This window comes from Agromyces capsici (assembly GCF_058349965.1).
The window spans coordinates 362,696-380,645 of sequence record NZ_JBYRET010000001.1; the positions used below are offsets into that span (position 1 = coordinate 362,696).

A 17,950-nucleotide genomic window follows, 5' to 3' on the forward strand; every position below is an offset into this window, starting at 1 on the left:
GCAGTCGACCGTCAGGCACGAGCGCCGGTCGCCACGCCCCTGGTGAAGCCGGCGAGGTGCGATGGGTACGTCTCGAGCTCGAGACCGAATTCGAGGTCGTACGCGAGCATCACTCGTGGTGGCGTGCCGCAGGCGATGCGCTGCGCTCCATCGATCTCCAACTCGTCCCATGCGGTGGAGAGGTGCTCCGCGATCACCGCCATGTGGGTCGCCATCGAGTCGGCGTCGGGATGCACCTGAACGGTGATCACCCGCTCCCTCGTCTCGTCGAGGTAGAAGTGGAACGCGTTGAGCTGCGGTTCCCGTTCCTCGACCAGTTCGGCGATCTCCAACATGCGCCGGCGAGCGGCGTCGAGCAGGCCCGGCTTGACCTGATAACTCGCGATGTAGATGAGCGGCTCGTTCATGGTTCTCGTCCTCCCGATGTGGCGGCCCGTGGATTCGGGCTCGATGCGAGCCTCACGCGGGGATGCGTCCGCGTCATCGGCAGGTCGGGCCGTTCGCCACACCCCACGGTGGGTAGACCTACCCACTCCCGCGTGGGAGTGCCAGACTGAGCGCGTGGAGGGCACCTCGGTGTCTCGAGCCCGCGCCTTGCACTCGCAGGCACGCTGGCCTGACGCGTGTGAGCTGTTCCTCGCCGCCGATCGGGAGGCCTCACTCTCCGTCGAGGACCTCGAGCGGCTCGCCGAGGCCGCGCAGATGTGCGGACGCCATGAGGACGCGGTCAGTGCACTGGAGCGCGGGTTCACGATGCGGGCCAACGCGCGCGAGCTCGATAGCGCGGCGGCCGCGGCGTTCTGGTTGTTCACCGAGTTCCTGTACGGCGGCGAGATGGCCCGGGCGAGCGGCTGGGTCGCCCGCCTGCGGGACTTGACCGACGAGCTGAGCGCACGCGAGCCGGGCTGGCTCCGGGTGCTCGATGCCTACCGCGGCATCGCCGAGGAGCGGTACGACGAGGCGCGAGGGCTCCTGATCGACGCCGTCGCACAGGGGAAGGAACGGCATGACGTCGACCTCGTGACCTACGGGACGATCCTCACCGGACGAGCGCTGCTCAAGGAGGGCGCTGTCGTCGCCGGACTCGACCGGCTGGACGAGGCGATGCTGCGGGTCACCTCGGGCCAGACGTCGCCTCGGGTGACCAGCAACCTCTACTGCAGCGGGATCGGCACCTGCGAGGACGAGGCGCTCGACCTCGCCCGTGCACACGAGTGGGCGCTCTCCCTCGAGAAGTGGATGGGCGGCCTGCCGCCGTCGCCCCCGGGCGCGTTCCTCAACAACTGCCGGGTCTACCGCGCCGTACTCCTGCGGCGCCGCGGAGAGGTCCGCCGGGCGCTCGTGGAGTTGGAGGAGGCGTCGCGTGACCTTGCGGATGGCAGCGGTGTACGGGTCGCAGGTCATGCCTGCTACGAACTGGGTGAGACGTACCGCCTGCTCGGCGACGACGACGCCGCGGAGTCGGCCTACCGGCGCGCGGCCGCACTCGGGAAGGATGTCCAACCCGGCCTCGCACTGCTCCGGCTCCGGCAGGGTGACACCGCCACGGCCGGAGCGGGCATTCGCAGGGCTCTGAGCGAGGCCGAACGGGCGCAGGAGCGGGCGCACCTGCTCCCGTCCGGCGTCACGGTCATGCTCGCCGCCGAAGCGCTGGAGGATGCGCAGGCCTACGCAGCCGAGCTCGGAGACATCGCCGACAGGCTGAATTCGTCGGCGATCCGCGCAGAGCACGAGCTGGCGCTCGGCGAGCTCGCGCTCTCGCAGGACGACGCGGCGTCCGCGTTGCGACTCCTGCGGCGGGCATCCGACAGGTGGCGTTCCCTCGCAGCGCCGTACGACGTCGCGCGTACGGGCGTGCTCATCGCCCGCGCCTGCCGGGCGCTCGGGGATGAGGAGGGCGCCGGGCTCGAACTGGACAGTGCCGCGGACCTGTTCGCGGGACTCGGCGCGGCGAAGGAACTCACGCTCGTCCGGGGTCTGCTCGAGGGGGGCGATGAGGATGCGCATGGGCTCTCGGCGCGGGAACGCGAAGTGCTGGTCCTGGTCGTGCGCGGTCTGACCAACCGCGCCATCGCCGAGCGGCTCTTCCTGAGCGACGTGGCCAACGCCTTCCGCAAGCTCGGCGTCGCCTCCCGCACCGAGGCCGCAGCCTACGCGCTCCAGCACCACCTCGTCGGATGAGGCGGTCGGCCTCGGCGACGCCCACCGGCGTCGCGATGCGTCAGAGGTCGTTCCCGCTCACGCTGAACGTGTCGCAGACGCCGACGCCCTGCTCGTAGCCGGCCTCGAACCAGCGGACCCGCTGCTCGCTCGTGCCGTGCGTGAACTGGTGCGGCGTGACCTGCCCCTGCGTGGCCTCCTGGATCCGATCATCGCCGACGGCCGCCGCCGCGCTCAGGGCCTCGGTGTACTGCTCACGCGTGATCGGCTGGAGGAACGGCACGCCCTCGGCGTCCTCGGTCGTCGAGGCCGCACCCGCCCAGGCGCCCGCGAAGCAGTCGGCCTGCAGCTCGACGCGGACGGCGTTCGAGGTCGGACCGGTCTGCCCGTCGCGCGTCGACTCGAGGACGCCCGCGAGGTTCTGCACGTGGTGCCCCCACTCGTGGGCGACCACGTACATCTCGGCGAGCGGGCCGCTCTCGGCGCCGAACTGCTGCTCGAGCTGGTCGTAGAAGGAGGTGTCGATGTAGATCGTCTGATCGGGCGGGCAGTAGAACGGCCCCGTGGCCGACGACGCGTTGCCGCAGCCCGTCGCGACCGACTGGCTGAAGAGAATGAGGTCCTGCGGGCCGACGTAGTCCAGGCCGATCTGCGGACCGGCGTCGATCCAGTAGTCCTCGAGCGATGCGGCGGCGCCCTTCATGCGGCAGTCGATGCGCTCATTGGCGTCCTGGCCGGTCGTGCACTCCTCCAGCGCCGAGTCCGGCGCCGCCGGCTCCGACTGCCCGCCCCCGCCGACCAGGCCCGTCAGGTCGACGCCCAGGAACTGCGAGAGCAGCACCAGCGCGAGCACGCCGAGCCCGCCGCCGACCGCGATGCCGGTCGTGCGGCCGCGCCGCGAGGTCTTGCCGCCGCTGATGTCGGAGTTCGGATTGAACGTCATGACCCGACGTTACTCCGCAGCGGTGACGCGGACATCCGCCTTCCGTTCGAACGCGCCGGGCGCTACGCTTCCCGGCCGGATTGCGTCACCGGACCCGACTCGTCGTCGTCGTCATCGTCGTCGTCGTCGTCATCGTCATCGTCGTCGTCTTCGTCTTCGTCTTCGTCTTCGTCATCGTCATCGGAGTCGTCGTCGTCGTCGTCGGAGTCATCGTCATCGGAGTCGTCGTCGTCGTCATCGTCATCGGAGTCGTCGTCGTCGCCGGAGTCGTCGTCGTCGTCGGAGTCATCGTCATCGGAGTCGTCGTCGTAGTCATCGTCATCGGAGTCGTCGTCGTCGCCGGAGTCGTCGTCGTCGTGGTCGTCATCGCTGTCGCTGTCGCCGTCGCCGTCGTCGTCGGCGTCGTCCGCCTCCTGGTCATCGTCGCGCTCGTCGCCGCGATCATCGCCGTCCTCGTCGCCCTCGACCTCCGCGCCCGCGTCGTCCACGTCGCCGGCGGGTTCGTCGGCGTCGACCGTCGGGGCGGCGGCCGCGGCATCCTCCTCGAGCCAGGCGAATCGGTCCGTCGCGGCGATCAGGGCGTCCAGGATCCCCGGCTCGTCGAACGCGTGCCCGGCGTCGTCGACGATGCGCAGCTCGGCCTCGGGCCAGGCCCGGTGCAGGTCCCACGCGGTCATCACGGGCGTGCACATGTCGTAGCGGCCCTGCACGATGACGGCGGGGATGTCGCGCAGCCGGTGCGCGTCGCGGATGAGCTGCCCCTCGTCCCACCAGCCGCCGTGGCGGAAGTAGTGGTTCTCGATGCGCGCGAACGCGGTCGCGTACTCGGGTGCCGTGAACCGCGCGATGGTCTCGACCTGCGGCAGCAGCGTGATCGTCGAGGACTCCCAGCGCGACCACGCGATCGCCGCAGCCTGGTGCACGGCGGGATCGGGGTCGGAGAGGAGCCGGTGGTACGCGTCGATGAGGTGCGCGCGCTCGCCCACCGGCACCGGCGCGAGGAACTCCTCCCACAGGTCGGGGAAGATCGCCGAGGCGCCGCCCTCGTAGAACCAGTCGAGCTCCTGCCGCCGGAGGGTGAAGATGCCCCGCAGCACGAGCTCCGTCACGCGTTCGGGGTGGGTCTCGGCGTAGGCGAGCGCGAGTGCGCTTCCCCACGAGCCGCCGAAGACCTGCCAGCGATCGATGCCGAGGTGGGCGCGCAGCCGCTCCATGTCGGCGACGAGGTGCCAGGTCGTGTTCGCCGAGAGGTCGGCGCCCGGCTCGGACGCGTGCGGGATCGAGAAGCCGCAGCCGCGCTGGTCGAACAGCACGATCCGGTACCTCGACGGGTCGAACAGCCGTCGGTGCGTGGGCGTGGTGCCGCCGCCCGGGCCGCCGTGGAGGAACACCACGGGCTTGCCCTCGCGGTTCCCGGAGACCTCCCAGTAGATGTGCTGGCCGTCCCCGACATCGAGCATGCCCGTCTCGAGCGGCTCGATCTCCGGATACAGATCCCTCATGGTGTCCCCTCCGCGTCCACGCCCCCTGCCAGCACACGCTATCGACGGGCGGATGTCGCGGGGCGGCGGCGCGCCGCCGCGGCTCGCGGGCCGTGCCATCCGGTACGGCGCGCTCTCAGCCGCGCGCCCTACCGTGCGGCCATGCGACCGGACCCCGAACCCATCGGCCCCGGGCAGGAGTCCGTGTGGGACTACCCCAGGCCGCCCCGCCTCGAGCGCGTCGATGCGCGCGTCACGATCGACCTCGGCGGCCGACGCGTGGTCGACACGCGCGATGTCGTGCGCGTGCTCGAGACGAGCCATCCGCCCGTGTACTACCTGCCGATCGCCGCGTTCGCCGAGGGCGCGCTCTCGGCAGCCGCGGGCGCGTCGTTCTGCGAGTTCAAGGGCGCCGCCCGCTACCTCAGCGTGCACGGCGGGGACGGACGGACCGCGACGCGGGCGGCGTGGAACTACCCGAATCCGTCGCCCGGGTTCGAGGAGCTGCGCGACCGGGTCGCCGTCTACGCCGGCCCGATGGACGCGTGCACCGTCGACGGCGAGCGCGTCGTGCCGCAGCCGGGTTCGTTCTACGGCGGCTGGATCACGTCGCGCGTGGCCGGCCCGTTCAAGGGCGCTCCGGGCACCATGGGGTGGTGAGGGCGCCGGATGCCTCGGCACGACGCCCGGCGTAGGCTCGGCCCATGAGCCGTACACCGGTCACCATCACGATCACCGGCGCCGGGGGGCAGATCGGCTACGCGCTGCTGTTCCGGATCGCCTCGGGCGCGATGCTCGGCCCCGACATCCCGGTGCGCCTGCACCTGCTCGAGATCCCGCAGGGGCTGCGCGCCGCCGAGGGTGCCGCGCTCGAGCTGCAGGATTCGGCGTTCCCCCTGCTGACGCACGTCGAGATCACCGACGATCCGGCGGTCGCGTTCCGCGGTGCGAACCTCGCACTCCTCGTCGGAGCGCGCCCGCGCACGACGGGCATGGAACGCGGCGACCTGCTCGAGGCGAACGCCGGCATCTTCGGCCCCCAGGGGCGGGCGATCAACGAGCACGCTGCCGACGACATCCGCGTGGTCGCGGTCGGCAACCCCGCGAACACCAACGCGCTCATCGCCGCGTCGAACGCGCCCGACGTGCCGAAGGAGCGCTTCACGGCGCTGACCCGGCTCGACCACAACCGGGCCGTCGGGCAGCTCTCCGCCGCGTTGCAGGCTCCGGTCGGCGGCATCCGCGGCGTCACGATCTGGGGCAACCACTCGGCGACCCAGTTCCCGGATGTCGCGCACGCGACCGCCGACGGCGACGCGGTGCCGGCGCTGCTCGCCGCCCGGATGGGCGGCGTCGACGCCGCACGGTCATGGCTCGAGGACCACTTCATCCCGCGCGTGGCCAAGCGCGGCGCCGAGATCATCGAGGTGCGCGGGTCGTCGTCGGTGGCCTCGGCCGCGTCGGCGACGATCGACCACGTGCACGACTGGGTGCTCGGCACGGGCGATCGCGGGTGGACGAGCGCCGCGATCTGGTCGAACGGCGAGTACGGGGTCGCCGAGGGCGTGATCTCGTCGTTCCCGGTCGTCGCCGAGGACGGCGCGTGGAAGGTCGTCGACGGGCTGGCCGTCGACGCGTTCGCGCGTCAGCGGATCGAGCGGTCGATCGCCGAGCTCGTCGACGAGCGCGAGGCGGTGCGCTCGCTGGGCCTCATCGCCTGACCTTCACCGACGCCTTCTCCGGGGCGGGAAGCGTGCCCGCCGCGCGCTGTGCGGCGAAGTACGCTCGCGCCTCGTCCTGGCGCTCCTGCTCGGCGCCCGACGCGATCGACGCGCGCAGGTGCTCGGGCGCGAAGCCGAACGCCTCGACGAGGTCGAGCGCGTAGGGGCGCAGTCGCTCGACGAGCCGGTCGATGTAGGCCGACACGGCCTGCGCGCGCTGCGGCGAGAGGCGCCCGTGGATCAGGTACCACGCGAGGTGCTTCTCGATGAGGCCGAGGCCGAACAGGTCGCGCACCCACGTGAGGACCTGCTTCGTGCCCGCGTCCTCCGTGCGGGCGAGTGCGCGCGTGAACGCCTCCCACTGGAGCAGCTCGGCGTGTGCACGCGCCGCCTCGATGAGCTCGTTCTGGTTGCGGTTGAACAGCGCGGCCGCCTCGGCCTTGGACAGCTTGCGCATGTCGCGGAGGCGCCCGGCGATCTCGCCGATCATCGCCTCGACGCGGTCGGTGAGCAGTTCCCGCTGGGTCTCCTCCTCACGCAGCTCGTGCACCGAGCGGGCCGTCGAGCCGAAGTCGGCTATGGTCTGCGCGAGGCGGCGGAGGCCCGTGCCGTGGTAGGCGCGGTCGGCGGTCTGGGAGACGACGAAGCGCGCCATCGCGCCGGCATCCGCCTTGGCGAACTGCTTCGAGTAGTCGGTGAGCAGTCGCTTGGCGACCAGCTGCAGCAGCACGTTGTTGTCGCCCTCGAACGTGACGTAGATGTCGAGGTCCTGGCGGAGCCCGACGATGCGATTCTCGGCGAGGAACCCCGCACCGCCGCACGCCTCGCGCGCCTCCTGCAGCGTCTCGAGCGCATGCCACGTGGAGAGCGGCTTCAGCGCGGCCGCGATGGTCTCGAGATCCTGGCGGTCGTCGTCGGTGTCGGCCTCGCCGGAGAACACCGCGTCGAACTTCCGCAGGAACTCGTCGTGCGCGAAGTACTGCGCGTACGTGGTGGCGAGCTTCGGGAGCAGGCGGCGCTGGTGCCGCTGGTAGTCGAGCAGCACCTCCTCGTCGGTCTCGCTCCCCGCGTTGAACTGGCGACGCTGCGTGCCGTACGTGATCGCGATCGCGAGGCCCATCGCGCTCGCGATCGTCGCGGCGCCGTCGAGCGAGACCCGGCCCTGCACGAGCGTGCCGAGCATCGTGAAGAAGCGGCGACCGGGGCTCGCGATCGGGCTGGAGTACGTGCCGTCGGCGGCGACGTCGCCGTAGCGGTTCAGCAGGTCGGTGCGCGGCACGCGCACCTCCGTGAAGTGCAGGCGCCCGTTGTCGATGCCGTTCAGTCCGCCCTTGAGGCCGTCGTCCTCGCCGCCGATGCCCGGCAGGAACTCGCCGTGCTCGTCGCGGAGCGGCACGTAGAAAGCGTGCACGCCGTGGTTGACGCCCTTCGTGATGAGCTGCGCGAACACGACGGCCGCGATGCCGTGCACTGCCGCATTGCCGAGGTAGTCCTTCCACGCGCCGCGGAACGGCGTGTGGAGCACGAACTCCTCGGTCTCGGGGTCGTACGTGGCGGTCGTGCCGATCGAGGCGACGTCGGAGCCATGACCGGTCTCGGTCATGGCGAACGCACCGGGGACCTCGAGCGACATGATGCCGGGCAGGTACTTCTCGTGGTGGGCCGTGGTGCCCAGGTGGAGCACGGCGGATCCGAAGAGGCCCCACTGCACGCCCGACTTGATCTGCAGGCTGGGGTCGGCCAGCACGAGCTCCTCGAAGGCGGCGATGTTGCCGCCGTGGTCGTCCTCACCGCCGAGTTCCTTGGGGAACGCCTTGTGCACGGCGCCCGATTCGACGAGCAGCTTCAGCTGGCCGAGCACGCGCTCGCGGTGCTCGTGCATCGGCTGGCCCTCGACGCGCTGGAACGCGGGGTCGGCGGCACGCGCCCGCGCGGCGAGTCGCGCCTCGGGCCAGGTGCCGAGCAGCTGGCGGCCGAGTGCCGCCACGTCGACCACGGGTGCCGCGGTCGAGTCGATCGGGGTGTTCGCCGGAGTCGCCTCGGACGCGCGAGCGGCGGTGCTCGGGCGCTCGACCTTGGGTGCGGGAGTGGAATCGGTTCGGGATGCCGTGTCGACCATCGTCGGTTCGTCCTTCGTACGCGGATCAGGGCTCGACCCCACGGTATGGCGGCACGTCGCGGTGCCGAAACGGACCGTCAGCGGCCTACAAACCGTCGTTCACGCCATCCCACCGGCATTGTGAAGTCTCACAATGGACCCCGCGTCGACCGTTGGAGGATCGACAATCGAGGTGGTCGCCGGGGGGAGCCCGGTCAGCCCGTCGGCTGACCTGGCGCGAGGCCACGGAAGAACCGCGTGGACTCCGGCGACCAGAGCAGCAGGATGATGGCGAGCGCGACCAGCGCGCTCACGATCTCGTTCGCCGCGCTCGACGGGTTCGCGATCGCGGCGCTGACCGACGCCGCAATCGACACGACCTCGATCGCCGTGATCGCCATGCGCGCGACGGTGTTCCCGCGCATGAGTCCGAACGCGATCACCGCCGCGAGTGCGCCGACGAGCAGCGAGATCGAGCCCATGATCGCGAACATCGTCCGCGTCGCCTCGTCGTCGCCGCCGATGGTCGCGCCGATCAGCAGGAAGAACCCGGCGACGAGGTCGAGCGCCGCGTTCACCCACACCAGCGCTCCGACGACGGTGACGGCGACGGGCCGTCGCACCCCGAGCCCCTGATCCGTGCTCATCGTCGTCCTCTCAGCTCCGGAAGAACGCGCTGGCCTTGGGCGTCCAGAGGAGGATCAGGACGATCACCGAGACTGCGATGCCGATCCACTCGTCGATCGCCGTTTGGGTCTCGCGGTAGGCGATCGCGAGGAACAGCGACCCGATCAGCGAGAGGACCTGCACGACCGTGATCACGAGGCGCGCCGCCTCGCTTCCCCGCAGCAGCCCGCCGGCGACGGCGACGGTGATGAGGCCGACGATGATCGAGCCGATCGCCGCCGCGATCATCGGCCCGGTGCCGCCGAACGCGTCGACCGTCTCCTGCACCGGCAGCATGAAGAACAGGATCACGCCGGAGACCATGTCCAACGCGCCGGCGATGAACGCGAACACTCCGATGATCGTGACCGTGGCCGGACGCTTCCCCTGAACCGTGGACATGAGCCCTCCCCCGAATCGGGCCGCCGGAGGCGGCCTCTGGGCCCGATGCTATCGAGGCGCCGGGGAGTCGGCCATGGTCCGAAGGTCCCGTGCCGCGCGGGCTGCTCGGCGACTCAGCCCGCGTGCGCCGCGACGACGCGCACGAGGGCATCGCCGTACGCCTCGAGCTTCTTCGTCCCGATCCCGGAGATGCCGTCGAGCTCGGCGAGACTCGTCGGGCGTCGTGCGGCGACGGCGCGCAGGGTGGCGTCGCCGAACACGATGTACGCGGGCACGCCCTGCTCACGGGCCTCGCCGGCCCGCCAGGCGCGGAGCGCCTCGAAGAGCTCGGCGTCGGCGGGCTCGAGGTCGGCCGCGGCCGGGGCCGCCGCGCGCGCGGTGCGCGAGGACCGGACGGGCCGCTCGAGCTCGGTTCGGAACGCGACCGAGCGGTCGCCCGCAAGCACGGCGGCCGAGGCATCCGTCAGCGCCAGCACGCCGTACTCGCCGACCGACTGCAGCAGGCCCTGCGCGAGCAACTGCCGCACGACCCCGCGCCACTGCGTCTCGGAGAGGTCGTCGCCGATCGACCAGGTGGCCAGGCGGTCGTGGCCGTACTGCTCGACCCGCGCGGTGCGCTTGCCGCGCAGGATGTCGATCAGGTGACCGGCGCCGAACCGCTGGTTGCGCTCGCGCTGCAGCCGCACGATGGTCGACATCACCTTCTGCGCGGGCACCGTGCCGTCCCACGAGGCCGGCGGCTCGAGGCACGTGTCGCAGTTGCCGCATGCGGCGCTCTGCTCGCCGAAGTACGCGAGCAGGTTCTGGCGCCGGCACTGGACGGTCTCGCACAGCGCGAGCATCGCATCGAGGTGCGACGCCAAACGGCGACGGTGCGCGAGGTCGCCCTGGCTCTCGTCGATCATGCGGCGCTGCTGCACGACGTCCTGGAGGCCGTAGGCGAGCCACGCGGTGGCCGGGAGGCCGTCACGGCCGGCGCGACCGGTCTCCTGGTAGTAGCCCTCGACCGACTTCGGCAGGTCGACGTGCGCGACGAAGCGCACGTCGGGCTTGTCGATGCCCATGCCGAACGCGATCGTCGCGACGACGACCACGCCGTCGTCGCGGAGGAAGCGCTCCTGCGTGCGGCGACGCGTCTCGGCATCGAGGCCCGCGTGGTAGGGCATCGCGTCGACGCCGTTCGCGGCGAGGAACGACGCGAACTTCTCGGTGCTCGCGCGCGAGAGCGCGTACACGATGCCAGCGACGGGGTGCCCGTCGGCATCGCGGCCCTCGGTGCGGACGAAGTCGAGCAACTGCCGGCGCACGTCGAGCTTCGGCGCGATGCGGTACTGGATGTTGGGACGATCGAAGCTCGAGACGAAGTGCCGCGCCCGGCCGAGCGAGAGCCGGTCGGTGATCTCGCGGTGCGTCGCCTCGGTCGCGGTCGCGGTGAGCGCGATGCGGGGCACGTCGGGCCAGCGCTCGGCGAGTTCGGCGAGCGCGAGGTAGTCGGGCCGGAAGTCGTGGCCCCACTGCGCCACGCAGTGCGCCTCGTCGATGGCGAACAGCGCGATCGTGCCGCGCTCGAGGAACCGCTTGGTCTGCTCGGACCCGAGGCGCTCGGGCGCGACGTAGAGCAGGTCGAGTTCGCCGGCGACGTAGGCGCGCTCGACCTGCGCGCGCTCGGAGGGCGACTGCGACGAGTTCAGGTAGCCCGCCCGGACCCCGTTGCGCACGAGGGCGTCGACCTGGTCGTGCATGAGCGCGATCAGCGGCGAGACGACGACGCCCGTGCCCTCGCGCAGCAGCGACGGGATCTGGTAGCAGAGGCTCTTGCCGCCGCCCGTGGGCATGAGCACGACCGCGTCGCCGCCGGCGGCGACATGCCCGATGATCGCGGCCTGCTCGCCGCGGAACGCGTCGTACCCGTAGACGGTGCGGAGGGCGTCGACTGGCGAGTCGAAGCGCGCGGGAGCGGCGGACGGGGCGGCTGGCGCCTGCGCCGGGCGCTCGCCCGGCGCCGCGGGCGGGGCACCGTCGAACGGCGGAGGGGGTACCCACTCATCATCGGGCGGGGCGAGCTCGTCGGGATCCCACGGCACCTCGTCGGCCCAGGCGCCGGCCGGTTCGGGGTTCTGGCTCCACGTCACCCGACGACCCTACCCGGCGGCGCAGACAGCCGGCCCTCGTCGAGGGACGAACCGTGAACCGCGGACGACGGCGGGGTGGGGAGGACTGGTCGCGGTGCGAGATCGCTGTGAACCCGGATGCCGCGGCATCCGTCCGGCATAGGCTCCCAGCCATGACGCAGATCGACGCCTCCCGCGCCCTCGTCGTCGGCGCGACCGGCGCGCTCGGCGGGCTCCTCGCCGAGCGCCTGTCGAGCGGCGGTGCGCGCCTCGCCGTGCACGGCCGCGACGAGGCCCGCCTGGCGGAACGCGCGGCGTACGGCGAGCCGATCGCCGTCGACCTGACCGACGAGACGGGACCCGAGGCGATCGTCGAACGCGCCGTCGGTGCGCTCGGCGGCCTCGACCTCATCGTGCTCGCCGCGGGCGTCGTCGGATTCGACTCGGTCGCGGAGACGGCGGAGCAGGACCTCGAGACGCTGTTCACGGTCAACGCGCTCGCGCCCATGCGCATCGTCTCGGCGGCGCTGCCCGCGCTCCGCGAGTCCGCAGCGGCGGGGCGCGAGCCCACGGTCCTCGCGCTCACCGGCATCGTCGCCGAGCTGCCCACGGCGGGCCTGGCGAGCTACTCGGCGTCCAAGGCGGCCCTCGCGGCGTATCTCACCGCGGCCCGACGCGAACTGCGGCGCAGCGGCATCCGGCTGCTCGACGCCCGGCCCGGCCACACCGAGACGGGCCTCGCCGAGCGGCCGCTGTTCGGCACGCCGCCGAGGTTCCCGCGCGGGCACGAGCCGGCCGCAGTGGCCGACCGGCTCGTGCGCGCGATCATCGACGGCGAGACGACGCTGCCGCCCGCGGCGTTCTCCGGGACCTGAGCCCGCCGCGCCTCGCCCGGGCGGGCGGGTTCAGCGATCCGCCGGACGGTCGGGGTCGACCGGATCCGCCTCCTGGCCCGCAGTGTCGCCGCCGGTGGCGCCGGCGGCCGGAGTGTCGCCGCCCGCTGCACCGCCGGGCGCGGGGCGCCGTCGGGTGAGCAGGAACGCGGCGAGCCCCGCGAGACCGACCACGACCGCCCCGCCGACCACCCACAACAGGTCGCCGACGCCGCCGGATGCCGCGGCATCCGTCGCATCGTCACCGGGCTCGCCCACGGCGTCGCCGGGTTCGGCCGACTCGCCGGCGCCCGACGAGCACGCGGCCTCGTCGGCCCCCACCGCGACCATCTCGCCGTCGGCCGGCGTCCACGTGAACTCGAATTCGCCGGTGATCGGATGCCCGTCGGCGGAGACGACGCGCCACGCGACCGTGTACGCGCCCTCCGGCCCGAGCTCGGCCGGAACGCTCGCCACGGCGCCCTCGACCGCGGGGCAGTCCGTCGCGTAGTGGAGGCCATCCGGTCCGACCACGTCCATCACGGTCGCGCCCTCGACGTCGAGCAGGGCGTCGCTCGTCTCGAGCCAGACCGTGTCGGGCTGGGCCGTGATCGTCGAATCCGCCTCGGGCGATTCGGCGATGACGCTGTTGTGCGCGAGCGCGGGCACGGCCGGCGCCGCGAGCACGCCGAGCGCGATCGCCAGCATGCCGGTCGCGCCGAGCGCGGCCGCGCGACGGTGGAACGCGCGCACGTCAGGCCTTCGATCCGCGGCGCGCGGCGACGGCGATGACGATGCCGACGACGCCGACGGCCAAGCCGGCGATGCCGACGACTCGGGCGAGCGTGTCGACTGCAGCATCCGTCGACTCGGTCGCCGCGGTCTCGGTCGCCTCGGCCGTCTCACCGGCGGCGTGGTCGTCGCCCTCGGCGGTGTCGTGGCCGTGCGCGTCGCCCGCGGCGGCCGTCACCTCGATCGCCGGGGCGGGGTGCTCGGGCTCGGAGCCGTCGGCGCCCGGCGACTCGTTCCAGGCGGTCTCGCCCTCGACGCAGGACTGCAGCACCGGGAACTCGAGGCGCTCGCCCTCGCCGTCTTCCGGCACGAGCACCTGGATCTGGAAGGTGCCGCGGTAGCCCTCGGGGATCGGCGTCTCGGCCGTGTACACGACCTGCCCGACGCGCTCCGAGACGACGTCGCCGTGGGCGCCCTCGACCGGCTCGTCGAGGGCGACCATCACCTTCTCGACGGTCCAGCCGGCCTCGAGGGTCGGCGTGACGGAGAGGATCTGCTCGGGGATGTCGACCGTGAACGACGTCGTCGGCGAGCCGTCGCAGCCGTGGCCGGAGGCGAACTCGAGCACGGAGTACCCGCCGGCGGCCGTGGAACCGGGCGTGACGGTCACGTGCGCGTTCGCGGCGACGGGTGCGGCGAGGGCGAGCAGGGTGCCGGCGCCGAGGGCGGTCGCGGCGACGGCGGCGGATCGGGTGATGGTGCGCATGGGGTCTCTTCTCGTCGGGTGCACGGGCGCGCGGGCCGGCGTTCGGCTCAGGTGGTTCGGCGCGCCGGGGCGTGCGGATGCGGTGCTGGTGTGGTCGTGGCCGCTCAGGCGGCGGACGACGCAGCCGGCGGACCGCGGTGACGCAACGAGGAGAGGATGAGGACGGCCGGGTTCGGCGGCGCCTCGCGTCGCCTGACCGGGCGGGCGTGCCCCGGTGCGGCCGGCACGGGCAGTCCCAGGAGCACCGCCGCGAGCAACCGCACGCCGCGCACGAGCGCGGCGAAGGCGAGGCCGACGGCGGCGACCGCGCGAGCGTACATCGCGAGCATCGCGACCGTCAGGGCTGCGGCGACGAGGTGCGCGATCGGCATCGCGACGACGTGTCCGTGATCGACCGCGAGCGCGGTGGGCTCGAACGTCGTCACGGGGCCGGCGTGCGCCGCGTGCGCGCCGACGGAGGTCGCGGCGGCGGCGCCGCCCGTGCCGAGCGCGTACAGCAAGTGCAGGGCGGCCTGCGCGGCGAGCGCGGACGCGGATGCGCGGAGCAGCGACATCGGCTCGCCCGTCAGGACCATCGCGAGCGGCACCGAGAAGGCCAGGGAGAGCACGAGTGCGAGCAGACCCGGCGGGGTGCCGCCGCCCACCGTGTGTGCGAGCGAGGCGACGAGCGTCGCGAACGCGGCCACTGCCGCGCCGCGCATCGCGCGCGCACCTCGGGAACTCACCCCACCAGCCTAACCGGCGGCCGCGCACGGGAACGGCCCCGGGCTCACGCCCGGGGCCGTCCTCGTCGATCGGGACTCAGCTCACAGCGGAAGCGTGAACGAGCTGGTCGTGCCGGTCGGGGTCGAGATGACGAACTGCGATGCCGCGGTGGCTCCCGCGGGGATCGCGAACGTCACCGTCGCCCGGCCGATCTCGTCGAACGTCGCCGGGCTGGGGAACGACGCGTCGACTGCCACGGCAGGGCCGACCGGGGTTCCGTCGAGCGAGACGGTGACGGTGCCCGCCTTCTCGTCGGGCGGCGTGCTGAAGTCGAGCGACGAGAGGTTGACGGTCGCCTGGCCTCCGGCGACGCTCACCACGTCGACGCCGACCGCGCGCTGGGCGTAGTCGGGCGACGCGGAGCCGAACGCCTGGAAGTAGTCGACCATCGCCTCGAGGTCGATCTTGCCGCTGTCGGCCTTGTTGAGACCCTGGCGGAAGGTGACGAAGTTGTCGCCGCCCGCAGCGAGGAACGAGTTCGCGCCGACCTTGTACGTGGTGCCCGGTTGGAGCAGCTCGCCGCCGAGTCGGATCTCGGTGATGTGCGAGCCCTGCGCGGCCGTCGGGTCGTACGTGTACGTGAGCGCCTCGTTGACCCCGAGCTTCAGGAACGGACGCGACGCACCGGCCGGCTGCCACTGCTCCTCGAGGATCGACTTGATCTGCGCGCCGGTGAGGTCGAGCGAGACGAGCGTGTTCGCGAAGGACTGCACGTTCGCCGCCTCCCGATACGTCGTGTCGCCGGCGTCGATATCGGCGCGCAGGCCGCCGGGGTTCATGAACGTGATCTGCACGCCCCGGTCCTGGTCGCTGTTCAGCGCCCAGAGCTGCACGTCGGCCACGAAGTTGCCGAGCGTCGATTCGCCGCCGCGGTTCTCGACGAGCGCCGGCTGACCGTTCACGACGCCGGGGCGCTGCGCGCGGTTGAAGGCACCGGTCGCCTGGCCGATCACCACGTTGCCGAGCTCGTTGGCGACGGCGGTGGCCTCCTCGACCAGCGGGACGATCTCGGGGTCGGGCTCGAAGAGCCACGCCGTCACGTTGTTGTTCGCATCGAAGGCGGTGGCCATCGTGTAGAGCGTGTTCTCCATCTTCGTGATGGACTTCGTCGCGCGGTCGTAGCTGATCTCCATGTTGCTGAACCGCTCGCCGTACTGCCCGCTCGAGATGACGGGGCGTCCGTCGATCACGTGGTTGTACGGAAGGTGGGTGTGGCCGGAGACGATCGCGTCGATGTTGTCGTTCGCGTTCAGCACGATCTGGCCGAACCGCGACGCGGGATCGGTGGCCGACGCCACGCTGGTGTCGGCGGCGCCCTCGTGCACGAGCATGATGACGATGTCGGCCTCGCCGTTGTTCTGCTTGCCGTCGCTGAGCTGATCGGCGACGCGGTTCGCTGCCTCGACCGGCGAGCCGACGGAGATGTCGGCGATGCCGTCGGGACTCACCAGCGAGGGCAGCTCGTCGGTCACGGCGCCGACGAACCCGATGGTCACGCCCTGGAACTTCGTGGTCCAGTACTCGGGCAGCGCCGGGTCGTCGGTGTCCTTGTGGTAGATGTTCGCGCCGAGGTACTCCCACTCGGCGAGCGGCATCACGCGATCGGTGAGGTCGGCGAAGCCCTGGTCGAACTCGTGGTTGCCGACAGCGCTGACGTCGAGTCCCGCGGCGTTGAGGGTCTCGATCGTGGGCACGTCCTGCTGGATGAACGACGTGAACGTCGATGCGCCGATCATGTCGCCTGCGGCGGCGAACACCGTGTTCGGGTTGTCGGCACGGAACGAGTCGACCGCGCTCGCGAGGCGCGCGATGCCGCCGGCGGTGCCGGCCTGCTCGATGCGGCCGTGGAAGTCGTTGACGGTGACGAGGTTGATGTCGACGCTCCGCGCCTCTCCGCCCCGCGGCGACGGGGCTGCCTGAGCGGATGCCACACCGCCCAGGGTGAGTGCTGCGGCGGTCGCCGCGGCGAGCGCGCCGGTCGCGACGCGGCCGCGGGAGCGGGCCGTGGCGCGGGGTGCCTCCGCGCCGGGGGAACGTTGCTGCATTGCGTGATCTCCTCTGCAAGACGGATGCCGGAGCTCGCGTTGCTCCCCCGGCTTCGCACGCGTCGCCCATCGGGTGTGGGGCGGCCGCTGTTCCGCAGCCTATGTTCCGACCGGAGCCGGGGGAAGGGTCTTGACCGAGTCGTCATCTCCGGTTCAACGAATCGGCCGATTTTGCTCATATGAGCAGTCCTCCTTGCTCATGTGCGCGCATGACGGACCGGTCTCGTAGGCTCGTGCGCGATGCTCACGGCTCTCCTCTCCCTCTCGGGCGCACTCGTCTACGGCGCAGCCGACTTCCTCGGCGGTCTCGCCGCCAAGCGCCTGAGCGCGCTCCTCGTCACCGCGATCGCCGCCGTCGCCGGGCTCGTCGTCATGGTCGCGGCGCTGCCCCTGCTCGGCGGCGAGTGGACGACCGCCGACCTGGTGTGGGGCGCCGTGTCGGGCGTGATCGGCGCCGTCGGGATCGGGCTGCTCTACGCGAGCCTCGCGGTCGGGCCGATGAGCATCCTGTCGCCGCTCACGGCCCTCCTGTTCGCCGTCACGCCCCTGTGGTGGGGCACGATCGTCGGCGGGGAGCGTTTCGGCGCGCTCGGCATGTGGGGGCTCGGGCTCGCCCTCGTCGCCGTCGTGCTGGTGGGGTTCGTTCCCGAGCGCGGCGCCGTGCGTCCGAGCCTGAAGGGGCTCGCGCTCGCCGTCGGCTCGGGGCTCGCCCTCGGCACGTACTACATCGTCATCTCCCACACCTCCGACGCGTCCGGCATCGTGCCGCTCGTGGCGAACCGCGCGGTCGCCGCGACCGCGCTGTTCGCCGCCGTTGCGGTGCTCGCGGCCTTGGCGCGGGTACGCCGGCGCCCGGTGGTCGCGGTCCTGGTCGCCGGCGGCCGGCCGGGCGGTGAGACGGATGGCGCGCCCGCCGCCGCACCTCGCGAGCCATCGACCGGAGCCGTCCTCGTACGCACGGGCATCGTGCTCGCGCTCGCGGGCGGCGTGCTCGACGCGATGGCGAACGTCCTGCTCCTGCTCGGAATCCGCGCGGGCGACCTTGCCGTCGCGGCCGTGCTCGGCGCGATGTACCCGGCGGGCACGGTCATCCTCGCCGCGATCGTGCTGCGCGAGCGCATCGCGCCGGTGCAATGGGCGGGCCTCGCGCTCGCGCTCGCGGCGGCCGCGATGCTGGCGCTCGCGTAG

General features: G+C 72.2%; 15 protein-coding genes and 1 pseudogene. 5 read left to right on the forward strand and 11 right to left on the reverse strand.

Annotated elements, in window-relative coordinates:
* Positions 1 to 11: 11 nt before the first annotated feature.
* Positions 12 to 407 (reverse strand): hypothetical protein, encoded by a 396-nt coding sequence (locus tag AC3RKB_RS01840; RefSeq protein ID WP_491434269.1) that lies wholly within the window; start codon positions 405 to 407, stop codon positions 12 to 14.
* A gap of 154 nt (positions 408 to 561) precedes the next feature.
* Between AC3RKB_RS01840 and AC3RKB_RS01845 the strand changes: the two genes are divergently transcribed.
* Positions 562 to 2,181, forward strand: a complete 1,620-nt coding sequence (locus tag AC3RKB_RS01845; RefSeq protein ID WP_491434270.1) for a LuxR C-terminal-related transcriptional regulator — start codon at positions 562 to 564, stop codon at positions 2,179 to 2,181.
* 40 nt (positions 2,182 to 2,221) lie between these two features.
* On the opposite strand, the gene ypfJ is transcribed toward AC3RKB_RS01845, so the two are convergent.
* Together ypfJ and pip are read right to left on the reverse strand one after the other, a co-directional pair.
* A complete protein-coding gene (gene ypfJ, locus AC3RKB_RS01850; RefSeq protein WP_491434271.1) occupies positions 2,222 to 3,103 on the reverse strand; it encodes a KPN_02809 family neutral zinc metallopeptidase in 882 nt (293 codons plus the stop codon).
* Between the two features lie 551 nt (positions 3,104 to 3,654).
* A pseudogene (gene pip / locus AC3RKB_RS01855) lies at positions 3,655 to 4,605 on the reverse strand (prolyl aminopeptidase); the annotation flags it as partial.
* A 141-nt stretch (positions 4,606 to 4,746) separates the two neighbouring features.
* Between pip and AC3RKB_RS01860 the strand changes: the two are divergent.
* Both AC3RKB_RS01860 and AC3RKB_RS01865 read left to right on the forward strand, forming a co-directional pair.
* Entirely contained in the window at positions 4,747 to 5,244 is a 498-nt protein-coding gene (locus tag AC3RKB_RS01860; RefSeq protein ID WP_491434272.1) for a DUF427 domain-containing protein, read from the forward strand.
* 44 nt (positions 5,245 to 5,288) lie between these two features.
* Positions 5,289 to 6,305: a malate dehydrogenase gene (locus AC3RKB_RS01865; RefSeq protein WP_491434273.1), complete on the forward strand. Its 1,017-nt coding sequence runs from the start codon at positions 5,289 to 5,291 to the stop codon at positions 6,303 to 6,305.
* Here the strand turns inward: AC3RKB_RS01865 and AC3RKB_RS01870 are convergent.
* The 4 genes from AC3RKB_RS01870 to recQ form a co-directional block, all read right to left on the reverse strand.
* On the reverse strand, positions 6,295 to 8,424 hold the full coding sequence (locus AC3RKB_RS01870) for an acyl-CoA dehydrogenase family protein (RefSeq protein ID WP_491434274.1): 2,130 nt from the start codon (positions 8,422 to 8,424) through the stop codon (positions 6,295 to 6,297). The genes AC3RKB_RS01865 and AC3RKB_RS01870 overlap by 11 nt on opposite strands.
* 194 nt (positions 8,425 to 8,618) lie before the next feature.
* Entirely contained in the window at positions 8,619 to 9,050 is a 432-nt protein-coding gene (locus tag AC3RKB_RS01875) for a DUF7144 family membrane protein (RefSeq protein WP_491434275.1), read from the reverse strand.
* A 10-nt stretch (positions 9,051 to 9,060) separates the two neighbouring features.
* Positions 9,061 to 9,471 carry a hypothetical protein gene (locus AC3RKB_RS01880; protein WP_491434276.1) on the reverse strand — a complete coding sequence of 137 codons (411 nt, stop codon included), beginning with the start codon at positions 9,469 to 9,471 and terminating at the stop codon, positions 9,061 to 9,063.
* Between the two features lie 113 nt (positions 9,472 to 9,584).
* Positions 9,585 to 11,603, reverse strand: a complete 2,019-nt coding sequence (recQ, locus tag AC3RKB_RS01885; RefSeq protein ID WP_491434277.1) for a DNA helicase RecQ — start codon at positions 11,601 to 11,603, stop codon at positions 9,585 to 9,587.
* A gap of 152 nt (positions 11,604 to 11,755) precedes the next feature.
* Between recQ and AC3RKB_RS01890 the strand changes: the two genes are divergently transcribed.
* Positions 11,756 to 12,457 (forward strand): SDR family NAD(P)-dependent oxidoreductase, encoded by a 702-nt coding sequence (locus tag AC3RKB_RS01890; RefSeq protein WP_491434278.1) that lies wholly within the window; start codon positions 11,756 to 11,758, stop codon positions 12,455 to 12,457.
* A gap of 30 nt (positions 12,458 to 12,487) precedes the next feature.
* Here the strand turns inward: AC3RKB_RS01890 and AC3RKB_RS01895 are convergent, their stop codons facing one another.
* From AC3RKB_RS01895 to AC3RKB_RS01910, 4 genes are all read right to left on the reverse strand, one after another.
* Positions 12,488 to 13,207 carry a copper resistance CopC family protein gene (locus AC3RKB_RS01895; RefSeq protein ID WP_491434279.1) on the reverse strand — a complete coding sequence of 240 codons (720 nt, stop codon included), beginning with the start codon at positions 13,205 to 13,207 and terminating at the stop codon, positions 12,488 to 12,490.
* A gap of 1 nt (position 13,208) precedes the next feature.
* Positions 13,209 to 13,952 (reverse strand): YcnI family copper-binding membrane protein, encoded by a 744-nt coding sequence (locus AC3RKB_RS01900; RefSeq protein WP_491434280.1) that lies wholly within the window; start codon positions 13,950 to 13,952, stop codon positions 13,209 to 13,211.
* 104 nt (positions 13,953 to 14,056) lie between these two features.
* Positions 14,057 to 14,677 carry a hypothetical protein gene (locus tag AC3RKB_RS01905; RefSeq protein WP_491434281.1) on the reverse strand — a complete coding sequence of 207 codons (621 nt, stop codon included), beginning with the start codon at positions 14,675 to 14,677 and terminating at the stop codon, positions 14,057 to 14,059.
* An 81-nt stretch (positions 14,678 to 14,758) separates the two neighbouring features.
* Positions 14,759 to 16,762 carry a bifunctional metallophosphatase/5'-nucleotidase gene (locus AC3RKB_RS01910; RefSeq protein ID WP_491434282.1) on the reverse strand — a complete coding sequence of 668 codons (2,004 nt, stop codon included), beginning with the start codon at positions 16,760 to 16,762 and terminating at the stop codon, positions 14,759 to 14,761.
* Positions 16,763 to 17,002: 240 nt separating this feature from the next.
* Here AC3RKB_RS01910 and AC3RKB_RS01915 point away from each other — a divergent pair, with 240 nt between their 5' ends.
* Complete coding sequence (locus tag AC3RKB_RS01915) at positions 17,003 to 17,950, forward strand: EamA family transporter (RefSeq protein ID WP_491434283.1); 948 nt, start codon at positions 17,003 to 17,005, stop codon at positions 17,948 to 17,950.